Origin of the sequence: Aquimonas voraii, assembly GCF_900101825.1 — a bacterium.
GTDB lineage: Bacteria > Pseudomonadota > Gammaproteobacteria > Xanthomonadales > Xanthomonadaceae > Aquimonas > Aquimonas voraii.
On record NZ_FNAG01000016.1, the window covers coordinates 17,129 to 33,280 of the forward strand.

Annotated in this window: 12 protein-coding genes; 6 read left to right on the top strand and 6 right to left on the bottom strand. The window is 71.8% G+C overall.

Annotated elements, in window-relative coordinates; genetic code table 11:
• Positions 1 to 55: 55 nt before the first annotated feature.
• Entirely contained in the window at positions 56 to 3,361 is a 3,306-nt protein-coding gene (locus BLP83_RS16590) for a DEAD/DEAH box helicase (RefSeq protein WP_218121265.1), read from the top strand.
• A gap of 92 nt (positions 3,362 to 3,453) precedes the next feature.
• On the opposite strand, the gene BLP83_RS16595 is transcribed toward BLP83_RS16590, so the two are convergent.
• The 3 genes from BLP83_RS16595 to pyrE all read right to left on the bottom strand — a co-directional run bounded on the left by BLP83_RS16595 (position 3,454) and on the right by pyrE (position 6,396).
• Positions 3,454 to 5,004: a protein adenylyltransferase SelO gene (locus BLP83_RS16595; protein ID WP_091245535.1), complete on the bottom strand. Its 1,551-nt coding sequence runs from the start codon at positions 5,002 to 5,004 to the stop codon at positions 3,454 to 3,456.
• A 99-nt stretch (positions 5,005 to 5,103) separates the two neighbouring features.
• Positions 5,104 to 5,721, bottom strand: coding sequence for a DUF4124 domain-containing protein (locus tag BLP83_RS16600; RefSeq protein ID WP_091245490.1), 618 nt, complete (start codon positions 5,719 to 5,721; stop codon positions 5,104 to 5,106).
• 30 nt (positions 5,722 to 5,751) lie between these two features.
• Positions 5,752 to 6,396: an orotate phosphoribosyltransferase gene (pyrE, locus tag BLP83_RS16605; RefSeq protein WP_091245537.1), complete on the bottom strand. Its 645-nt coding sequence runs from the start codon at positions 6,394 to 6,396 to the stop codon at positions 5,752 to 5,754.
• A 202-nt stretch (positions 6,397 to 6,598) separates the two neighbouring features.
• Here pyrE and BLP83_RS16610 point away from each other — a divergent pair, with 202 nt between their 5' ends.
• From BLP83_RS16610 to BLP83_RS16620, 3 genes are all read left to right on the top strand, one after another.
• The gene (locus BLP83_RS16610; RefSeq protein ID WP_091245491.1) at positions 6,599 to 7,366 is read left to right on the top strand and encodes an exodeoxyribonuclease III; all 768 of its coding nucleotides are present in this window, start codon (positions 6,599 to 6,601) and stop codon (positions 7,364 to 7,366) included.
• A 2-nt stretch (positions 7,367 to 7,368) separates the two neighbouring features.
• A complete protein-coding gene (locus BLP83_RS16615; protein WP_091245539.1) occupies positions 7,369 to 8,652 on the top strand; it encodes an AmpG family muropeptide MFS transporter in 1,284 nt (427 codons plus the stop codon).
• Positions 8,653 to 8,793: 141 nt separating this feature from the next.
• Complete coding sequence (locus BLP83_RS16620; protein ID WP_091245492.1) at positions 8,794 to 9,033, top strand: hypothetical protein; 240 nt, start codon at positions 8,794 to 8,796, stop codon at positions 9,031 to 9,033.
• On the opposite strand, the gene BLP83_RS16625 is transcribed toward BLP83_RS16620, so the two are convergent.
• The 3 genes from BLP83_RS16625 to BLP83_RS16635 all read right to left on the bottom strand — a co-directional run bounded on the left by BLP83_RS16625 (position 9,030) and on the right by BLP83_RS16635 (position 12,232).
• Positions 9,030 to 10,175 carry an anhydro-N-acetylmuramic acid kinase gene (locus tag BLP83_RS16625; protein WP_091245494.1) on the bottom strand — a complete coding sequence of 382 codons (1,146 nt, stop codon included), beginning with the start codon at positions 10,173 to 10,175 and terminating at the stop codon, positions 9,030 to 9,032. The genes BLP83_RS16620 and BLP83_RS16625 overlap by 4 nt on opposite strands.
• Before the next feature lie 10 nt (positions 10,176 to 10,185).
• Positions 10,186 to 11,625, bottom strand: a complete 1,440-nt coding sequence (locus tag BLP83_RS16630; protein ID WP_245680067.1) for an OapA family protein — start codon at positions 11,623 to 11,625, stop codon at positions 10,186 to 10,188.
• A gap of 142 nt (positions 11,626 to 11,767) precedes the next feature.
• The gene (locus tag BLP83_RS16635; protein ID WP_091245543.1) at positions 11,768 to 12,232 is read right to left on the bottom strand and encodes a tRNA (cytidine(34)-2'-O)-methyltransferase; all 465 of its coding nucleotides are present in this window, start codon (positions 12,230 to 12,232) and stop codon (positions 11,768 to 11,770) included.
• A gap of 168 nt (positions 12,233 to 12,400) precedes the next feature.
• Between BLP83_RS16635 and BLP83_RS16640 the strand changes: the two genes are divergently transcribed.
• A complete protein-coding gene (locus BLP83_RS16640; protein ID WP_091245496.1) occupies positions 12,401 to 12,670 on the top strand; it encodes a YcgL domain-containing protein in 270 nt (89 codons plus the stop codon).
• Positions 12,660 to 16,061 (top strand): ankyrin repeat domain-containing protein, encoded by a 3,402-nt coding sequence (locus BLP83_RS16645; RefSeq protein ID WP_091245498.1) that lies wholly within the window; start codon positions 12,660 to 12,662, stop codon positions 16,059 to 16,061. Before BLP83_RS16640 ends, BLP83_RS16645 begins: the two co-directional genes overlap by 11 nt.
• Positions 16,062 to 16,152 lie beyond the last annotated feature (91 nt).

Consider the following 16,152-nt stretch of genomic DNA (forward strand, 5'->3'; position numbering starts at 1 on the left):
CCTCTTCCGCTTGGCGCGGAACCGGGGTCGGCCGCTTCGCGAGCGCGTATCCCGCATGACCAAAGCCGAGTTCATCGCCCTGCTGCAGTCGCAGGACTGGCAGCGCTGGTTCGATCCGGCCGCCTTGCGCGGCGGGGCCGAGCTGGCCGGGGCGGTCGAGAACATCAACTTCTTCGACTACGGCCCCGGCGGCCTGATCGCAGGACGCCTGCCGATTGGCCGCACCCTGGGCTCGACCGGCATCAGCCTGATGCAGACCGGCCGCGACAAGGGCCTGCAGGCGCGCTGGATCTGCGAGTGCCGCGAGACGCGCTGCCTGCACGCCGCCGCCCTGCTGCTGGCGCTGACCGACACCTCGCCCGAGGCCGCACTGCGGCCCTGGGACCGCTGGATGGCCAAGGTCGACGGCGTCGGCCCGCGGCCGCTGCCGAAGGTAGACCCGGAACCCGAACCCGAGCGCGCACCGGCCCTGCTGCTGAAGGTGATGGAGCTGCCGCAGCCGGTGCTGCTGGTGCAGCCCAGCCTGGTGCGCGCGGGCAAGCGCGGCGGCTTTGCCAACCCGGTGGCGATCGAGCTCGGCCAGGTCGGTGGGCCCAGCCCCAAGCCGCCGAGTGGCTACTCGGCCGAACAGCTGGAGCGGCTGGCCGCACTCGGCCTGGGCGCCGAGCCGGTATACGGGCTGAGCCGCGCCGAGCGCCACTTTCTGCCGGTGCGCTCCGCACATCAGGCACGCGCGCTGCTGGCGCTGGCGGCGGAGTGGCCGCTGCTGCTGGAGCGCGCCTCCGGCCAGCGCCTCACGCTGGGGCCGAAGCGCGGTTTGGAGCTCGATTGGCTGGATCTGGAAGACGGCAGCCAGCGCCTGTACTGCCGGGTCATCGACGCACCCGGCGCGCTGGTGCTCGAGGGCGAGACCCTGCTCTATCTCGATCGCCAGCGCGGCGAGTTCGGCGCGCTCGACGCCGACCCCAAGCTGCCGGGCCTGCTGTCCAGCGCGCCGGCCCTGCTGCCCGAACATGTCGATCACGTCGGCGAGCGCCTGAAGAAGCTGAGCCAGCTGCCCGGCCTGCCGCCGCCGCGTCCGCGCGGCGCGGTGCAGCTGCTGCAGGCGCCGCCGATTCCGGTGCTGGAGCTGCGCGAGCAGCGCGTGGTCGGCCGCAACGGCCATCGCCAGGTGGCGAGCGCGCGGCTGTCCTTCGCCTATCCGCCGCTGCTGCTGCCGCCGCTGGGCGCGCGACAGGTCGAGCGTCACTACTTCCAGGGCGAGGTCTACGAAGTGCATCGCTCGGCCGCGGCCGAACTGGCCGCGCTGGAGCGCCTGACCGAACTGGGCCTGCGCGCCGCCGACGACGAGTTCGGCGCGGCGATGGCCGCCAGCCAGGACTTCAGCCCCGAGGATTTCGTGCTGCCGCGCGGTCGCGCCGGCCATGCCGACGCCGAGCACTGGCAGCCCCTGCTGCCGCGGCTGGAAGACGCCGGCTTCGAGGTGCGCTTCGCCCGCGACTATCCAGCGCGCGTGCTCGACGGCAGCGAGGGCTGGCTGGCCGAGGTCGATGAAGACGCCGGTGGCGCCTGGTTCAACTTGAGCCTGGGCATCGAGATCGGCGGCGAGCGCATCGATCTGATGCCGGTGCTGCGGCATGTGCTGGCCGACCCGGACTTTCCGCGCCGGCCCGGCCCGCGCGAGCCGGACAACGCCACCTATGTGGCGCCGCTGGATGCGAACCGCCGCATCCGCCTGCCGCTGAAGCGCCTGCGTGCCCTGCTCGAACCTCTGCTTGAGTGGCTGGAAGACAGCTCGAACCGCGAGGGGCCGATCCGCCTGGGCCGCGCGCAGAGCACGCTTGTCGAAGAGCTGACCGGCGCCAGCCTGGTCTGGCGCGGCGCGGCGCCGCTGTACCAGCAGCTGGAGCAGCTGCGCAGCCGACGCGTGCAGGTCGACCCGCCGACCGACTTCGGCGCCGAGCTGCGGCCCTACCAGCGCGATGGTCTGGACTGGCTGGGCTTTCTGGCCGCCGCCAAGCTGGGCGGCATCCTGGCCGACGACATGGGCCTGGGCAAAACCGTTCAGGTGCTGGCGCATGTGCTGGTGGAGAAGCAGGCCGGGCGCCTGCCCGACCCGGTGCTGGTGGTGGCACCGACCTCGCTGGTGCTGAACTGGCGCAACGAGGCGCGACGCTTCTGCCCGCAGCTGAAGGTGCTGGTGCTGCACGGCAGCCAGCGCGAGGCCCTGTTCGAGTCGATGGCCGAGTTCGATCTGGTGATCACCACCTACCCGCTGCTGCCGCGCGACCGCGAGGTGCTGGTGGCCCAGCCCTTCTCGCTGCTGGTGCTGGACGAGGCGCAGACCATCAAGAACGTGCGCACCCAGGCCGCGCAGGTGGTTCGCGAGCTGAACGTCAGCCGCCGGCTGGCGATGACCGGCACGCCGCTGGAGAACCACCTGGGCGAGCTGTGGGCGCAGATGGATGCGGTCGAGCCCGGCGTGCTGGGCAGCGAGCGCCAGTTCAATCGCCTGTACCGCACGCCCATCGAGAAGCAGGCCGACATCGAGCGCCAGCAGCGGCTGAACCGGCGCATCGCGCCGCTGATGCTGCGCCGGCGCAAGCAGGACGTGCTGACCGACCTGCCGCCGAAGACCGAGATCCTGCGTGAGGTCGAGCTGGAAGGCCGACAGCGCGAGCTGTACGAAACCCTGCGCCTGGTGCAGCACGAGCGCGTGCGCGAGGCGATCGCCGAACGCGGCCTCGCCCAGAGCGGCATCATCGTGCTCGATGCGCTGCTGAAGCTGCGCCAGGTCTGCTGCGATCCGCGCCTGGTCAAGCTGGCGCACGCGCGCAGCGTCGAGGACTCGGCCAAGCTCGACCTGCTGCTGGACCTGCTCGACAGCCTGCTGGCTGAAGGCCGCCGCGTGCTGGTGTTCAGCCAGTTCGCCGAGATGCTGGCGCTGATCGAGCAGGCGCTGAACGAACGCGGCATCCAGCCGCTGGTGCTGACCGGACAGACCCGCGACCGCACGAGCCTGGTCGAACGCTTCCAGGCCGGCGAGGTGCCGGTGTTCCTGATCAGCCTGAAGGCCGGCGGCGTCGGCCTGAACCTGACCGCCGCCGACACCGTGATCCACTACGACCCCTGGTGGAACCCGGCGGTGGAATCGCAGGCCACCGACCGCGCCCACCGCATCGGCCAGGACAAGCCGGTGTTCGTCTATCGCCTGATCTGCGCGGGCACGGTCGAGGAGAAGATCCAGAACCTGCAGCAGGCCAAGGCGCAGCTGGCGCAGGCGGTGCTGGATGGCGGCACCAGCACGCGCGTGGCGTTTGGTGAGGACGATCTGGCGGAGCTGTTTGCGCCTTTGATTTGATCGACGCGAACGGGCCGCGCGTCAAGGCGGGCGGGCGGCGCGTGATTGTTTGCCGATGCGAGCATCGGACCCGTGGTGAGCCGGAGCCCGCCCTATGAGCTGCAGGAGAGCATCGAGCAGCCGGCGCGGTGGCGTGCCCAGTCCGGGCGCTTCTGCGCGTAGGCCTCGGCACCGGGCTGTTCTTCGTACGGCCGTTCAAGCACCGTCTGCAGGCGGTGCAGCGGGGCGAGATCGCCCTGCTCGGCGGCATCGATGGCCTGCTGGGCCAGCCAGTTGCGCGGCACGTACCGCGGGTTCAGCGCGGCCATGCGCGCGCGGCGCGCCTCGGTCGCGGATTCGCCGTACAGGCGCTGCGTGTAGTCGTGCAGCCAGGCCTCCAGTGCGGAACGCTGCGCCTCGAACGCCGCTTCGTCATAGCTCGCCGGGCGCAGCAGGTCGACCGCGTAGGAACCGTCATCCAAGGCCATCAGGGCGCGGAAGCTCAGGGTGAAATCGAGCTGGGCGCTGTGCATCAAGCCGTACAGACGCTGCGCCAGAGCATTGTCTTCCCCGCGCGGATCGAGCAGTCCGAGCTTGCCGGCATTGAACTCGGCGTGGGCACGGTTGAAGGTCTCGGCATAGGCGCGAAGTCCGTCGCGCAGCGGTTCCTGATCGGCGAACAGCGAGGACAGCGCGCCCGCCAGGCAGGACAGGTTCCAGTGCGCGATCTGCGGCTGCCGGCCGAAGGCGTAGCGGCGGCCTTCGGCATCGGTGGTGTTCGGCGTCCAGGCCGGATCGAAATCCTCCAGCCAGCCGTAGGGGCCGTAGTCGATCGTGAGCCCCAGCACCGACAGGTTGTCGGTGTTCATCACCCCGTGCACGAAGCCGACCCGCATCCAGTGCGCGATCAGGAGCGCGGTGCGCTCGCAGATCGCACGGAACACCTGCGCATCGCGGTCTGCTCTGCCCTCGAATTCGGGAAAGTCGCGCGCGCACATGAAGTCCCACAGCTGGCGCAGCAGCGGGTGCTCGCCGCGCGAGGCGGGCAGCTCGAAGTGACCGAAGCGCAGGAAGCTCGGCGCCACCCGGCAGACGACGGCGCCGGGCTCGGGCTTGGGATCGCCCGCGTAGAGGATGTCGCGCACCACCGCTTCACCGGTCACGACCAGCGACAGGGCGCGCGTGGTCGGCACGCCCAGCGCGTGCATGGCCTCGCTGCAGACGAATTCGCGCAGGGACGAACGCAGCACCGCGCGGCCGTCGGCGCGGCGCGAATAAGGCGTGGGGCCCGCCCCTTTGAGCTGCAGTTCGTGACGGCGACCGTCGACACCAATCGCCTCGCCCAGACTGATCGCGCGGCCATCGCCGAGCTGTCCGGCCCAATGGCCGAACTGGTGGCCACCATAGTTGGTGGCGATCGGCTGCATGCCCTCGATCAGCGCATTGCCGGCGAAGACCTCGGCGAAGTGTGCGCTGGCGGTGTCCTCGGCACTGAAGCCGATGGCGGCGGCGACGGCGGGCGACAGCGCCAGCAGGCGCGGCGCACGCACCGGCGTGGGCTGCACCGCCGACCACAGCGCGCCGCTGACCGGGCGCGTGAAGTTGGCGGTTTCGGGGTCGCCCGGCAGTGCACGACGGAAGGCGTTGTCGAAGGTCAGCGGCATGCTCTTCGCTCGCGGCCGGGAAAGGTCGATCAGGATCGAGCGCACCGCGTCATGCCGCCGTGCTCGGCGCCTTGCCTGGCGCGGGCGGAGCAGCGTGAGTCAACCGCCAGACTTGAGCAGGCGGTAGCGCTGCAGGATGCCATCGTACTCGGCGTGCAGGTTCTGGCGCTCAGTCTCACGCTTGCGCAGGTACTCGCGCTGGTCCTCGACCTGCTTGCGCGCGGCCGCGATCGTGCTCTGCACGGTCGCCGGCACCGGCTTGCCGGCACGCTCCAGCGAGGCGGCGTGGGCGAGCTGGTCTTCGAGGCTCTTTTCCTGGCTGCGGATGCCGACGCGGGCGGCCTCCAGCGACTGGTCCAGCAGATCGAAGCGCTCGCGGTAGGCGCGCTCCAGATCGGCCTCGGTCGCATACGAACCCATCAGCACCGCGTCCATCTTGTCCTGCTCGGCCTTGATCGCCGCCAGGCGCGCGGCCTCGGCCTCTTCGGCCTCCTTGGCCGCGCGTTCCTCGGGAGTGAGCGCCCGATCAACGCGATTGACCGTGGTGCCACTGCGGCTGATTTCCTCGCGCGCCTGGTTCACCGCCTCGGGCGGAAGGGTGTCGGTGTAGTGGACCTTGCCCTCGGCGTCGACCCAGCGGTAGAGCTTCTGCGCAAGCGCGGGCGCCGACAGCAGGGACAGGACCAGGGCAGCGGTGACGACGACGGTGGCGCGCATGGATCGGACCTCGATGGTGCGGGGCAGCGCTCAGGCAACGCTGCCGTAGGTGTCGCGGTAAGCGAGCAGGCGGCTGCGGTGCTCGCCCAGCTCGGGCCGGTCGGCAGTATAGGCAAGCAGTTCGGCGAGCCGCGCGATGGCGATCACGGGCAGTTGCGCCTGCCGTTCAAGTTCCTGCACCGCGGACAACTCACTGGCACCGCGCTCCTGACGGTCCAGCGCGATCAGCACGCCGCAGGGCTCGGCTCCGGCCTCGCGGATGAAGCCCAGCGACTCGCGGATGGCGGTGCCGGCGGTGATCACGTCATCGACGATCAGCACCCGACCGGCCAGCGGCGCGCCAATCAGTCGCCCGCCCTCGCCATGGCTCTTGGCTTCCTTGCGGTTGAAGGCGACCGGCACGTCGATGCCGCGCGCATACAGCGCGGTGGCCACCGCGGTGGCCAGCGGAATGCCCTTGTAGGCCGGCCCGAACAGCATGTCGAACTTGAGCCCGGAAGCGAGCAGCGCTTCGACATAGCAGTCGGCGAGCCGGGCCAGCGCAGCGCCCGTGTTGAACAGCCCGGCGTTGAAGAAGTACGGACTGATCCGCCCCGACTTCAGGGTGAACTCGCCGAAGCGCAGCACCGAACGCTCGATCGAGAGCTCAAGAAACCGCCGCTGGTAGTCCTGCATCGCCTGCTGCATGGGGCGCACTCCGGGCATCCGACCAAAGCCCGCTATCATCCCAGCTTCGCCGCCGGCGGGCCACGCGCAGCACAGCCTCCACGCCTGCGCAGGCGAGTTTGCGTAAGGCGCGTGCACAGCGCGCACCCCCAAACCCGCCCCAGTCCGCTCTTTCGAATCCCGAATCCCTACTCCCGAATCCCGGCTCTCCATGCGCATCTGCAGCTTCAACGCCAACGGCCTCCGCTCCGCCGCCAGCAAGGGTTTCTTCGACTGGTTCGGGGCCCAGGACATCGATGTGCTGTGCGTGCAGGAGACCAAGGCCCAGGCCGCACAGCTGGCCGATCCGGCGCTGCGGCCGGCAGGCTGGCAGGCGCATTTCCGCGATGCGACGACGAAGAAGGGCTACAGCGGCGTCGGCATCTACAGCCGGCAGGCGCCCGACGCCGTGCTGACCGAGCTCGGCTGGGACGAGTTCGATGAAGAGGGTCGCTACATCGAGGCGCGCTTCGGTGATCTCAGCGTGGTCTCGCTGTACTTCCCTTCGGGCTCCTCGGGCGACGAGCGCCAGCAGTTCAAGTTCCGCTGCATGGACTGGTTTGGCCCGATCCTGGCCGAGTGGGTGCGCTCCTCGCGGCGCTACGTGATCTGCGGCGACTGGAACATCGTCCACACGCGCCGAGACATCCGGAACTGGACCTCGAACCAGAAGAATTCCGGCTGTCTGCCCGAGGAGCGCGCCTGGCTCGACCATCTGTTCCACGAACAGGGCTGGGTCGACAGCTATCGCCACCTGCGGCCCGAGGGCGAGGACTACACCTGGTGGAGCCAGCGCGGTGCCGCGCGCGCCAAGAACGTCGGCTGGCGGATCGACTACCAGGTGGTCTCGCCGGCGCTGCGCGAGTCGCTGCGCGGCTGCGCCATCCACGCCGAGCCAAAGTTCTCCGACCACGCGCCCTACGTGGTGGACTACGCGTGAGCGTGGCTGTGCCACAGGCGCAAGCGAAAGGCCTGCGCGCCGCCCTGCGGGCGTTCTCGCAGCCGGCGGCCTTCAGCCTGTTCCTGCTCGGTTTCGGCTGCGGCCTCCCCTTCCTGCTGGTCGGCTACACGCTGTCGATCTGGCTGCGCGAGTCCGGGCTTGAACTTTCGAGCATCGGCTTGCTGAGTTACGTCAGCCTGTTCTACGTGTTCAAGTTCCTGTGGGCGCCCCTGCTCGACCGCTGGCGCGCACCGCTGCCCATGGCCGGGCGGCGCCGGCCCTGGCTGCTGCTGTCGCAGGGCCTGCTGGCCGTCGCGCTCTGCGGCATGGCGATCGTCGGCCCCGAAGGCGGGCTGCCGCTGTTCGTGACGCTGGCGGCACTGGTCGCCTTCGCGGGTGCCACCCAGGACACCCTGGTCGACGCCTACCGCATCGAGATCGCACCGGTCGAGGCGCAGGCGGCACTCGCGGCGACCTATTCGTTCGGCTACCGCCTGGGCCTGATCCTCGGCGGCGCCGGTGCGCTCTACTTCGCCGAGTTCGGCGGCTGGCGGGTGGCGTATCTCGCCATGGCCGCGGCAATGCTGGCGCCGCTGGCCGCCACCCTGTTCAGCGCCGAACCCGAGCAGCCGGCGACGAGCGCAGCGCGACCCGGCTTCGCCGAAGCCTTCATCGCGCCGTTCCGGGCCTTCTTCAGCCACAGCGGCCTTTGGCTGGGTCTCGCCCTGCTGGTGTTCGTCGGCCTGTTCAAGCTGCCCGACCAGATGCTTGGCGTGGTCGCCGGGCCGTTCTACATCGACAGCGGCTATGACAAGGCGCAGATCGCCACGGTCTCCAAGGTGTACGGCGTGTGGATCGGTCTTGCCGGCGCCTTCCTCGGTGGCCTCGCGGTGGCCGCGCTCGGCATCCGCCGTTGCCTGCTGATCGGCGCTCTGGCGGTGGCCCTGTCGAACCTCGCCTTCCTGCTGATGGCACAGAACCCCGGCGCGCTGTGGGCCTTCACCGCCACCATCTCGGCGGACAACCTGAGCCAGGGCTTCGCCGGGACGGTGCTGGTGGCCTTCATGTCGGGCCTGACCCAGCGCGGCTACACCGCCACCCAGTACGCCCTGCTGAGCTCGCTGGCCAACCTGCCGGGCAAGCTGATTGGCGGCGGCTCGGGCTTTCTGGTGGAAGCCTGGAGCTACTCGGGCTTCTTCGTCTTCAGCACCCTCTCGGTGGTGCCGACGCTGATGCTGCTGGCTTGGCTGTGGACGCGGCCCGCGCTGGCCCAGTCCGGCCGCTGAGCAATTTCTCGGCGGGCTGGGGCCTGTGCTAGGGTTCCGGGTCCTCGCGGCGCATACAGGGGTGCACCGCGCGCAGTCTCCTCGCCGCCGACGGCCTTGCCCGCCGCAGCGCGGACGTGTCCATCGCCAGTGCGCCCCTGCATGCCCGACCTGCTCGTCAAAGACATCGACTCCGAGATCGCCGATCGCATCAAGCGGATGGCGCGCGATCGTGGCTGGCCGATCAACGATGTGGTGCTGAGCCTGCTGCGCCAGGCGCTCGGTATGGAGAAGCCTGAGCCGCCGCTGCCCGGCGACATCGCCCGGCTCACCGGCACTTGGGAAGACGAAGAGAGCCGCGCACTCAAGGAAGCCATCGAGGCGCTGCGAAAGCTCGGCTAGGCGCCGGGCCACACCCCGCCCAGCACGCGCGGACCCGCCGCGCCCGTCGCTTCGCACAAATTGCCCGGCCGCCCGGCCAGGGTCTCGCGCGCCAGCCAGGCGAAGGTCATCGCTTCGACGAAGTCGGGGTCGACGCCGTGAGCGGCGGTGGATTCGACCGTTCGTTCGGGCAAGCGCTCGGCCAGTCGCGCCATCAGCCTGGCGTTGTGCACTCCGCCTCCGCACACGAGAACGCGCAGGCCCTGCGGCTGCCAGCGCTGCAGCGCCTCGGCGATGCTGGCGACGGTGAACTCCAGCAGCGTCGCCTGCACATCGGCGGGCGATAGCGACAGACCCGCCAGTTGCGGTTCCAGCCAGGCCAGGTGGTAGCGGTCGCGACCGCTGCTTTTCGGCGGCGGCTCGGTCAGGTACGGATCGGCCAGCAGGCGCTTGAGCAGTTCGGCGTGGAACTCGCCTTCGCCGGCAAAGGTGCCGCCGGCATCGAAGGCCTGGCCGAGATGGCGCAGGCACCAGGCGTCCATCAGGCCGTTGCCCGGGCCGCAGTCGAAGCCCAGCACCGGCGCCGGCGCGCCTGCGAGCGGGCTGTGCGCGCTGCCGCCGAGCAGGCTCAGGTTGGCGATGCCACCGATGTTGAGCACGGCGCGGGCCTCGCCCTCGGCGCTGAACACGGCACGGTGGAAGGCCGGCACCAGCGGCGCGCCCTGGCCGCCGGCGGCGACGTCGCGGCGGCGGAAATCGGCGACCACCGTGCAGCCGCTGCGCTCGGCGATGCGCGAGGGGTCGCCGATCTGCAGAGTGAAGGGCCGCGGCCCGGTCGGGCGGTGGCGCAGGGTCTGGCCGTGCGAGCCGATGGCGTGCACGGCGGATGGGTCCAGCGCGAAGTCGTCGATGAGCTTGAGCGCGGCGGCCGCGAAGGCATCCGCCACCGCGGTGTCGAGCTCACCGAATTCGTCGAGCGAGATCAGAGGCTCATGCTGGGAGACGCGCAGGATCCACGCGCGCAGGCTTTCGTCCCAGGGATAGGTGCGGCCGGCCACCAGCTCGACCCGCGCGCCGCGCAGTTCGACCGCGGCGACATCGATGCCGTCGGCGCTGGTGCCCGAAATCAGGCCGAGGTAGAGGCCATCCTCGCCCGCAGGCATGCGCGGTCGATCAGCGCGAGGCGAGTGCGCTGGCGGTGGCCTGCATCTGCTGCAGGCGCGCCAGCATCGGCTGGGTCTGCTCGCGGAAGCGCGCCAGCTCGCCGGCCGGCAGCGGCTGCGGCTTGGGCATGGTCACGGTCAGCGGGTCGCGGTGCACGCCGTGCACGCGGAATTCGTAGTGCAGGTGCGGGCCCGAGGCCAGGCCAGAGGCGCCGACGTAGCCGATGGTGTTGCCTTGGCTGACGCGCGCGCCGGTCTTGTAGCTGGAGAAGCGCGACATGTGGGCGTAGAGGGTGGTGACGCCGTTGCCGTGGTCGAGGATGACCGTACGACCGTAGCCGCTGCGCCAGCCGGCAAAGCTGATGCGGCCATCGCCGGCGGCCTTGATCGGCGTGCCGGTGGGCGCGGCGTAATCGACGCCGCGGTGGGCGCGCACCGTGCCCAGCACGGGGTGACGGCGCGCGTTGGAGAAGCGCGAGCTCAGGCGCGCGAAGTCGATCGGCATGCGCAGGAAGGACTTCTTCATCGGCCTGCCATCACCGTCGTAGTACTCGGTCTTGCCGTCGGCGAAGGTATAGCGGAAGACCTGGTAGGTCTTGCCCTGATTGATGAAGGTCGCCGCCAGGATGTCGCCGCCGCGCAGGCGCTCGCCGTCGCGGTAGATGTCCTCGTACACCACATGAAAGCTGTCGCCCACGCGCAGGTCCTGGGCGAAGTCGATGTCGTAGCCGAAGACCTTGGCCATCTCGAGCATGCTGGCGGTGGACATGCCGGCCCGGGCGGTGGCCTCGGACAGGGATTCGGTGATGGTGCCCGAGGCCATCTGCACGCGGCGCTGCACCTCGCGCTCGATCTTCTCCTCGCGGATGTGCCCACCTTCGACATGCAGCACGACGCGGGTGGCCTCGTCGCGGTCGAAGCGCAGGGCGCGCAGCTCGCCATCCTCGATCTGGAAGGCGAACTCGGCGCCGGGGCGGAAGCGGGTCAGCGGCTCGCGCGCGCCGGGGTGCTCCAGCAGGCGGTGCATGAGCGTCGCCGACAGGCCCTGCGCGCTGAAGATCGCGCCGAGCGTCTGTCCGGGCCGGACCGTGACCGTGGTCCAGTCACCCGCCGCCGCTGCGGTCTGTTCCAAGGGCTCGGCCTCGGCGATTTCGGACAGCGCCGGCAGCTCCAGCTGCAGATAGGTGCGGGCCGCACTCTGCGGCTCCAGGCTGGCGCCGGCAAAGCCGGGGATGGTCAGCACCACGAAGGTCGAGACGGTGGCCATCAGGCTGGCCAGAAACCAGTGCTCGCGGCGGAAGCGCGCCAGCGCGGACAGCGGCAGGCGCGGCGAGCTGGCGGGCGTGTCGGCAGTAGCGGCCGGATCGGCGAAGTCGGCGGGGCGCGGGCGGCGGACTGCCTGGACAGGGCGGGCGGGCGCGGAGCGCGGCGTCGAGTCGTCGTGATGCACTGGCGGTGGCTCTCGGCCGTTGGGACCGCCGAACCATAACCAGCTTGAATTCCCTTCGTCAAACCTTTGTTGCAAAAGGAAATTCCTGCGCCCGCCCTTTTAACTCGGGGTTAACGGGGTTCAGGGAGCAGTGTGCTTTGAATCACATTCCACCGACAAATCCCTGCTGGCGCCAGGCCTCGAACACCAGCACCGCCACCGCGTTCGACAGGTTCAGGCTGCGGTTGCCCGGGCGCATCGGCAGGCGCAGCCGGGTCTCGGCAGGAATCGAATCCAGCACCGCCTGCGGCAGGCCGCGGCTCTCGGGCCCGAACAGGAAGGCGTCACCCGCGCCGTAAGCCACCTCGTCGTAGCGGCGCTGCGCGCGCGTCGACAGCGCGAACAGGCGCGCCGGCGTGATCGCCGCCAGCGCGGCCGGCAGGGAGTCGTGGACCTTGAGCTCGGCGTACTCGTGGTAGTCAAGGCCGGCGCGTTTCAGGCGCGCGTCGTCGAGCTCGAAGCCCAGCGGGCGGATCAAATGCAGGCGCGCGCCGGCATTGGCGCAGAGGCGGATGACATTGCCGGTGTTGGGCGGGATCTCCGGCTCGTAGAGCAGCACATCGAACATGCGGCGGTTCCAGGTGGCAGGGCGGCGCAGGCGGGCGCCCGCGGCTGCGCATTGTCGGTCCAGCACGGCCCGAGGCGACAGCGTTGGCACGCGCAGCGGCGAAGCCCGATCCGGCCTTCAGAGCGCTATCCTTCGCGCCATCCCCGCAGGCCTCGACACCATCCGCCCATGCGTTGCTACGTCTACCGCAGCGAGAAGCGCGCCGACACCTACGTCTACCTGCGCGAGGAGGGCGCCTTCGACGCCCTGCCCGAGGCCCTGCATGCCAGCCTGCGTCCGCTGGTGCCGGCGCTCAGTTTCGAGCTGGTCGAAGGACGCCGCCTGGCCCGCGAGGATGCCGCGGTGGTGCGCGCCAACCTGCTGGAGCGCGGCTTCCATATCCAGATGCCGCCGCCCGCCGAGCACCTGCCGGACATGATGCCCGCGCATGGCGGCTGAACGCCCGGTACGGGCCGCCCCGGCGGCACTGCCGCTGGCCACGGCGCTGTCCGCCCCGCTGCTGGTCGCGGCGCACGGCCTGCCACCGCTGCTGAAGCTCGACGCGCTGTGGGGCCTGCCCCTGCTGGCCGGCGCTTTCGGCCTGCAGACCGCGGGCGCGGTGCTGGCCAGCGCGCGCCTGCCGGTGCCACGCACGGGCCAGGCCCTGCAGCGCGGCCTGCTGGCGGGCGGACTGCTCCTGCTGGTCGCCCTGCTGGTAGGTGTTCCGCTGCTGGCCTGGCCCTTCGCCGGGCTGCTGAAGTCGGGCGCGCTGGGGGCCGTGCTGCTGTTCTGCGCAGGCGTGGCACTGGCCGGCCTGTTGGCCAGTCGCGTCTTCCCCGATCCCGTGCTGCTGCTGGTGCCGGAGCCGATCACCCGCCGCAGCCTTGGCCAGCACCTGGCGCGCGCGCGCTTGACCCGGCAGCGCCTGCTCGAACGCGGGCACTTCGACTTCGGCGACATCACCCTCGGCGCCGCCTGCGGCGTGCTGCAGCTGGGGCCCGCCCTGTTGGCGCTCAGCACCGAGGTGGGCCGCAGCGGCGGCCTGCCGGCGCTGGCCGCGGCCGCGCACGCGCTGCTGCTGGCGCCGCTGTGCGCGCTCGCGCTGGCGCGGCGGGTGCAGGCCTGTCTCGCCGCCGCCGAGGCGCTGCCCGCGGTCGCCAACCCGGCCGAACCAACGGCTCCCGCGGTCGAGCTCCCGCTCGCGCCCAGCCAGCCCGCGACGACGCCGGATGAGCCGGTGGCCGCACTGTTCGCGGCGGCGCGGCGCGGCGAGGTCGAACGCGCGGCCGCCCTGCTCGCCGCGCTCGGGCCCGAGCCCGCCGCGCCGCTGCCCCCCGAGGGCCGCGACCAGCGCAGCCTGGCGGTGCTGGCGAGCCTGCTCGGTGACCTGGGTCTGCTGCGCGCGCTGATCTTGCGCGGCGTCGATCTGAACGAAGCGCGCGCCGGGCTGACCCCGCTGCTCGCCTGCACCCGCGACAGCTACCACGGCCGTCCGGATGCGGTGGCCATGCTGCTGGCCAACGGCGCCGACCCGCGCCTGGCCGACGGCGAGGGCCGTACCCCCCTGCACTACGCGGCGCGCAGCAGCGACCCCGAGGTCGCGGCACAGTTGCTGGATGCCGGCGCCGAGCTCAACGCGCTCGACCGCGGCGGCCGCAGCCCGCTGTTCGAGGCCTGCGCGGCCGGCAGCTGGCGGCTGGCGCGCTTCCTGCTCGAACGTCATGCCCGCAGCGAGCCCGACGGCGGCCAGCCGGCCCTGCTGGCGGCGGCCGCAGGTGAAGACGATGCCGCCGGCGTCGAACTGCTGCTGCGCCACAAGGCCAAGGTCGATGCCCGCGGCCGGCTCGGGCGCACGGCCCTGCACGAGGCCTGTCTCGCCGGCAACGCGGCGATCGTGGCGGCGCTGCTCAAGGCCGGCGCCGACCCCGCGCGCGCCGACGACCACGGCGCCACCCCACTGATGGAAGCGGCCCGCGCCGGTTCGCTGGCCTGCGTCGAGGCTCTGCGCCGCAAGTCGCCGGCGGTCGATGCGCTCGACTCGGCCGGACGCAGCGCCCTGCACATCGCCTGCGGCTCGGCGCGCGCCGACGCCGAGGTCATCACCCGCCTGCTGCAGATGGGCGCACGGCCCGACCAGGCCTGCGCCAGCGGCCAGACCGCGCTGGAGCTGGCCCGCGCGGCGCAGCGCTGGGACCTGGTCGGGCGCATGGACCCGGACCATCCGCTGCCGGCGGCGGTCGACGATGCACCGGGCACGACGGCGGCGGTCGATGCAAGTCTGGAGCGCGTCGAACTCGGCGAGCGCCTGACCCGCGCCCTGCGTCGCGGCCGACCGGATCTGCTGCCCGCCCTGCTGCGCGAGCTGGCGCCGCCGGCCGACCTCATCTGCGAACTGTTCGATAGCCTTGGTGTGAGCCAGCCGCGCGGCGCCCTGGCCCTGCTCGCCGCGGCCCTGCCGGCGGCCGGCGAGCACGGCCGCGAAGCGCAGCTGGCGCGCGCGCTCGATCGCGCGGCGGTGGCGCCGCAGGCGCTGGACGCCCTGCTCGAACTCGGCACCTCGCCGGCGGGGCGCGGCGGTCTGGCGCGCTACCTTCGGGCCTGCCTTGATGCCCGCCTGCCGGCCGGCGCCGACGAGCAGCGCGCCCTGCGCCTGCTGGCGGCCGGCGCCGATGCCTTCGGCGAGGACGAAGGCGAGGCACCCCTGGTGCTCGCCGTCCAACTCGGCTGGTCGACCCTGGTCGATGCCCTGCTGGCCAGCGGCGCCGACCCGACGCGGCCGGGCCGGGCCGGGCAGACGGCGCTGTCGATTGCAGCCCAACGCGGCGATCTCGCCTGCGTGCGCAGCCTGCTGCGCGCCGGCGCGAGCCCGCAGCGGCGCGGACCCGACGGCCAGTGTCCGCTGGGCCAGGCCATCCATGCCGGTGATCCCGCCCTGCTGCGCTGGCTGGACTGGAGCCGCTGGCCGCACCCGGGCCGCGCCCTGCGCGATACCGACCTGATCGCCGCGGCGGTGGCCGGCGATGCGGTCGCAGTCGGCTGCCTGCTCGAACTCGGGCTTGATCGCGGCGTGCGCGATGCCCGCGGCTGCAGCGCCCTGCTGCGCGCCGCCGGCAGCGGCCACGCCGACGTGGTGGCGGTGCTGCTCAAGGCCGGGCTCGACCCCGCGCTCGCCGCCGACAGCGGCATGACCGCCCTGACTGCGGCGATCAGCCAGGGCCACGCCAACGTGGTCGAACTGCTGCTGGCCGGCGGCGCCCATGTCGAGCAGACCCTGCCCGGCGCGCTGCGCCCGCTGATGCTGGCCGCCGCGCTGGGGCAGACGCGCTGCGTACACCTGCTGCTGGCGCACGGCGCCGCCCGTGAAGCCATCGACGCCGAGGGCAACACCGTACTGCACCATGCCGCCCGCCGCGGCTGCCGCAGCACCGAAGCCGCGCCTGCGCTGGCGCTGTGGGCCGCGCTCGCACCCAGCGCCGCCGCCCTCGGCCAGGTCAATGCGCTGGGCGAGACGCCGCTGCTGCTGCTGCTCGGCGCGGCCGAACCCGCCGGCACGCCGCTGCGCACCGAAGCCCTGCTGCCGCAGCTTGAGCGCCTGCTGGAGATCGGCGTGGATCCGGATGCCCAGGACCAGCGCGGCTTCTCGGCCCTGCACTGGAGCGCCCAGCACGGTCTGCTGCCGCTGGTGCAGCGCCTGCTGCGCGCAGGTGCCGACCCCACCCGCCGCGACAGCCTTGCGCGCAGCGCCGCTGAGGTGGCACTGACCCGCGGCTATGTCGACATCGCGCGCGAGTTGGAAGGCCCCAAGCCGCCGCCGTCGATGGCGCGCTTACTGCGCTCGCCGGCGGACTGAAGGCCACCAGCGCAGGAGCCACGCTGCGGCCCGCGCGGGCTGCGCCAGCGGCCGCCGCGATCCCAAGCCGAAGGGCATCCCTTCAAGCGCG

Coding starts and splice junctions, on each gene's coding strand:
- BLP83_RS16645 (WP_091245498.1), top strand. CDS start 12,660: ATGGCGGCTGAACGCCCGGTACGGGCCGCCCCGGCGGCACTGCCGCTG.
- BLP83_RS16640 (WP_091245496.1), top strand. CDS start 12,401: ATGCGTTGCTACGTCTACCGCAGCGAGAAGCGCGCCGACACCTACGTC.
- BLP83_RS16595 (WP_091245535.1), bottom strand. CDS start 5,004: ATGCCGCTGACCTTCGACAACGCCTTCCGTCGTGCACTGCCGGGCGAC.
- BLP83_RS16635 (WP_091245543.1), bottom strand. CDS start 12,232: ATGTTCGATGTGCTGCTCTACGAGCCGGAGATCCCGCCCAACACCGGC.
- BLP83_RS16610 (WP_091245491.1), top strand. CDS start 6,599: ATGCGCATCTGCAGCTTCAACGCCAACGGCCTCCGCTCCGCCGCCAGC.
- BLP83_RS16620 (WP_091245492.1), top strand. CDS start 8,794: ATGCCCGACCTGCTCGTCAAAGACATCGACTCCGAGATCGCCGATCGC.
- pyrE (WP_091245537.1), bottom strand. CDS start 6,396: ATGCAGGACTACCAGCGGCGGTTTCTTGAGCTCTCGATCGAGCGTTCG.
- BLP83_RS16600 (WP_091245490.1), bottom strand. CDS start 5,721: ATGCGCGCCACCGTCGTCGTCACCGCTGCCCTGGTCCTGTCCCTGCTG.
- BLP83_RS16590 (WP_218121265.1), top strand. CDS start 56: ATGACCAAAGCCGAGTTCATCGCCCTGCTGCAGTCGCAGGACTGGCAG.
- BLP83_RS16625 (WP_091245494.1), bottom strand. CDS start 10,175: ATGCCTGCGGGCGAGGATGGCCTCTACCTCGGCCTGATTTCGGGCACC.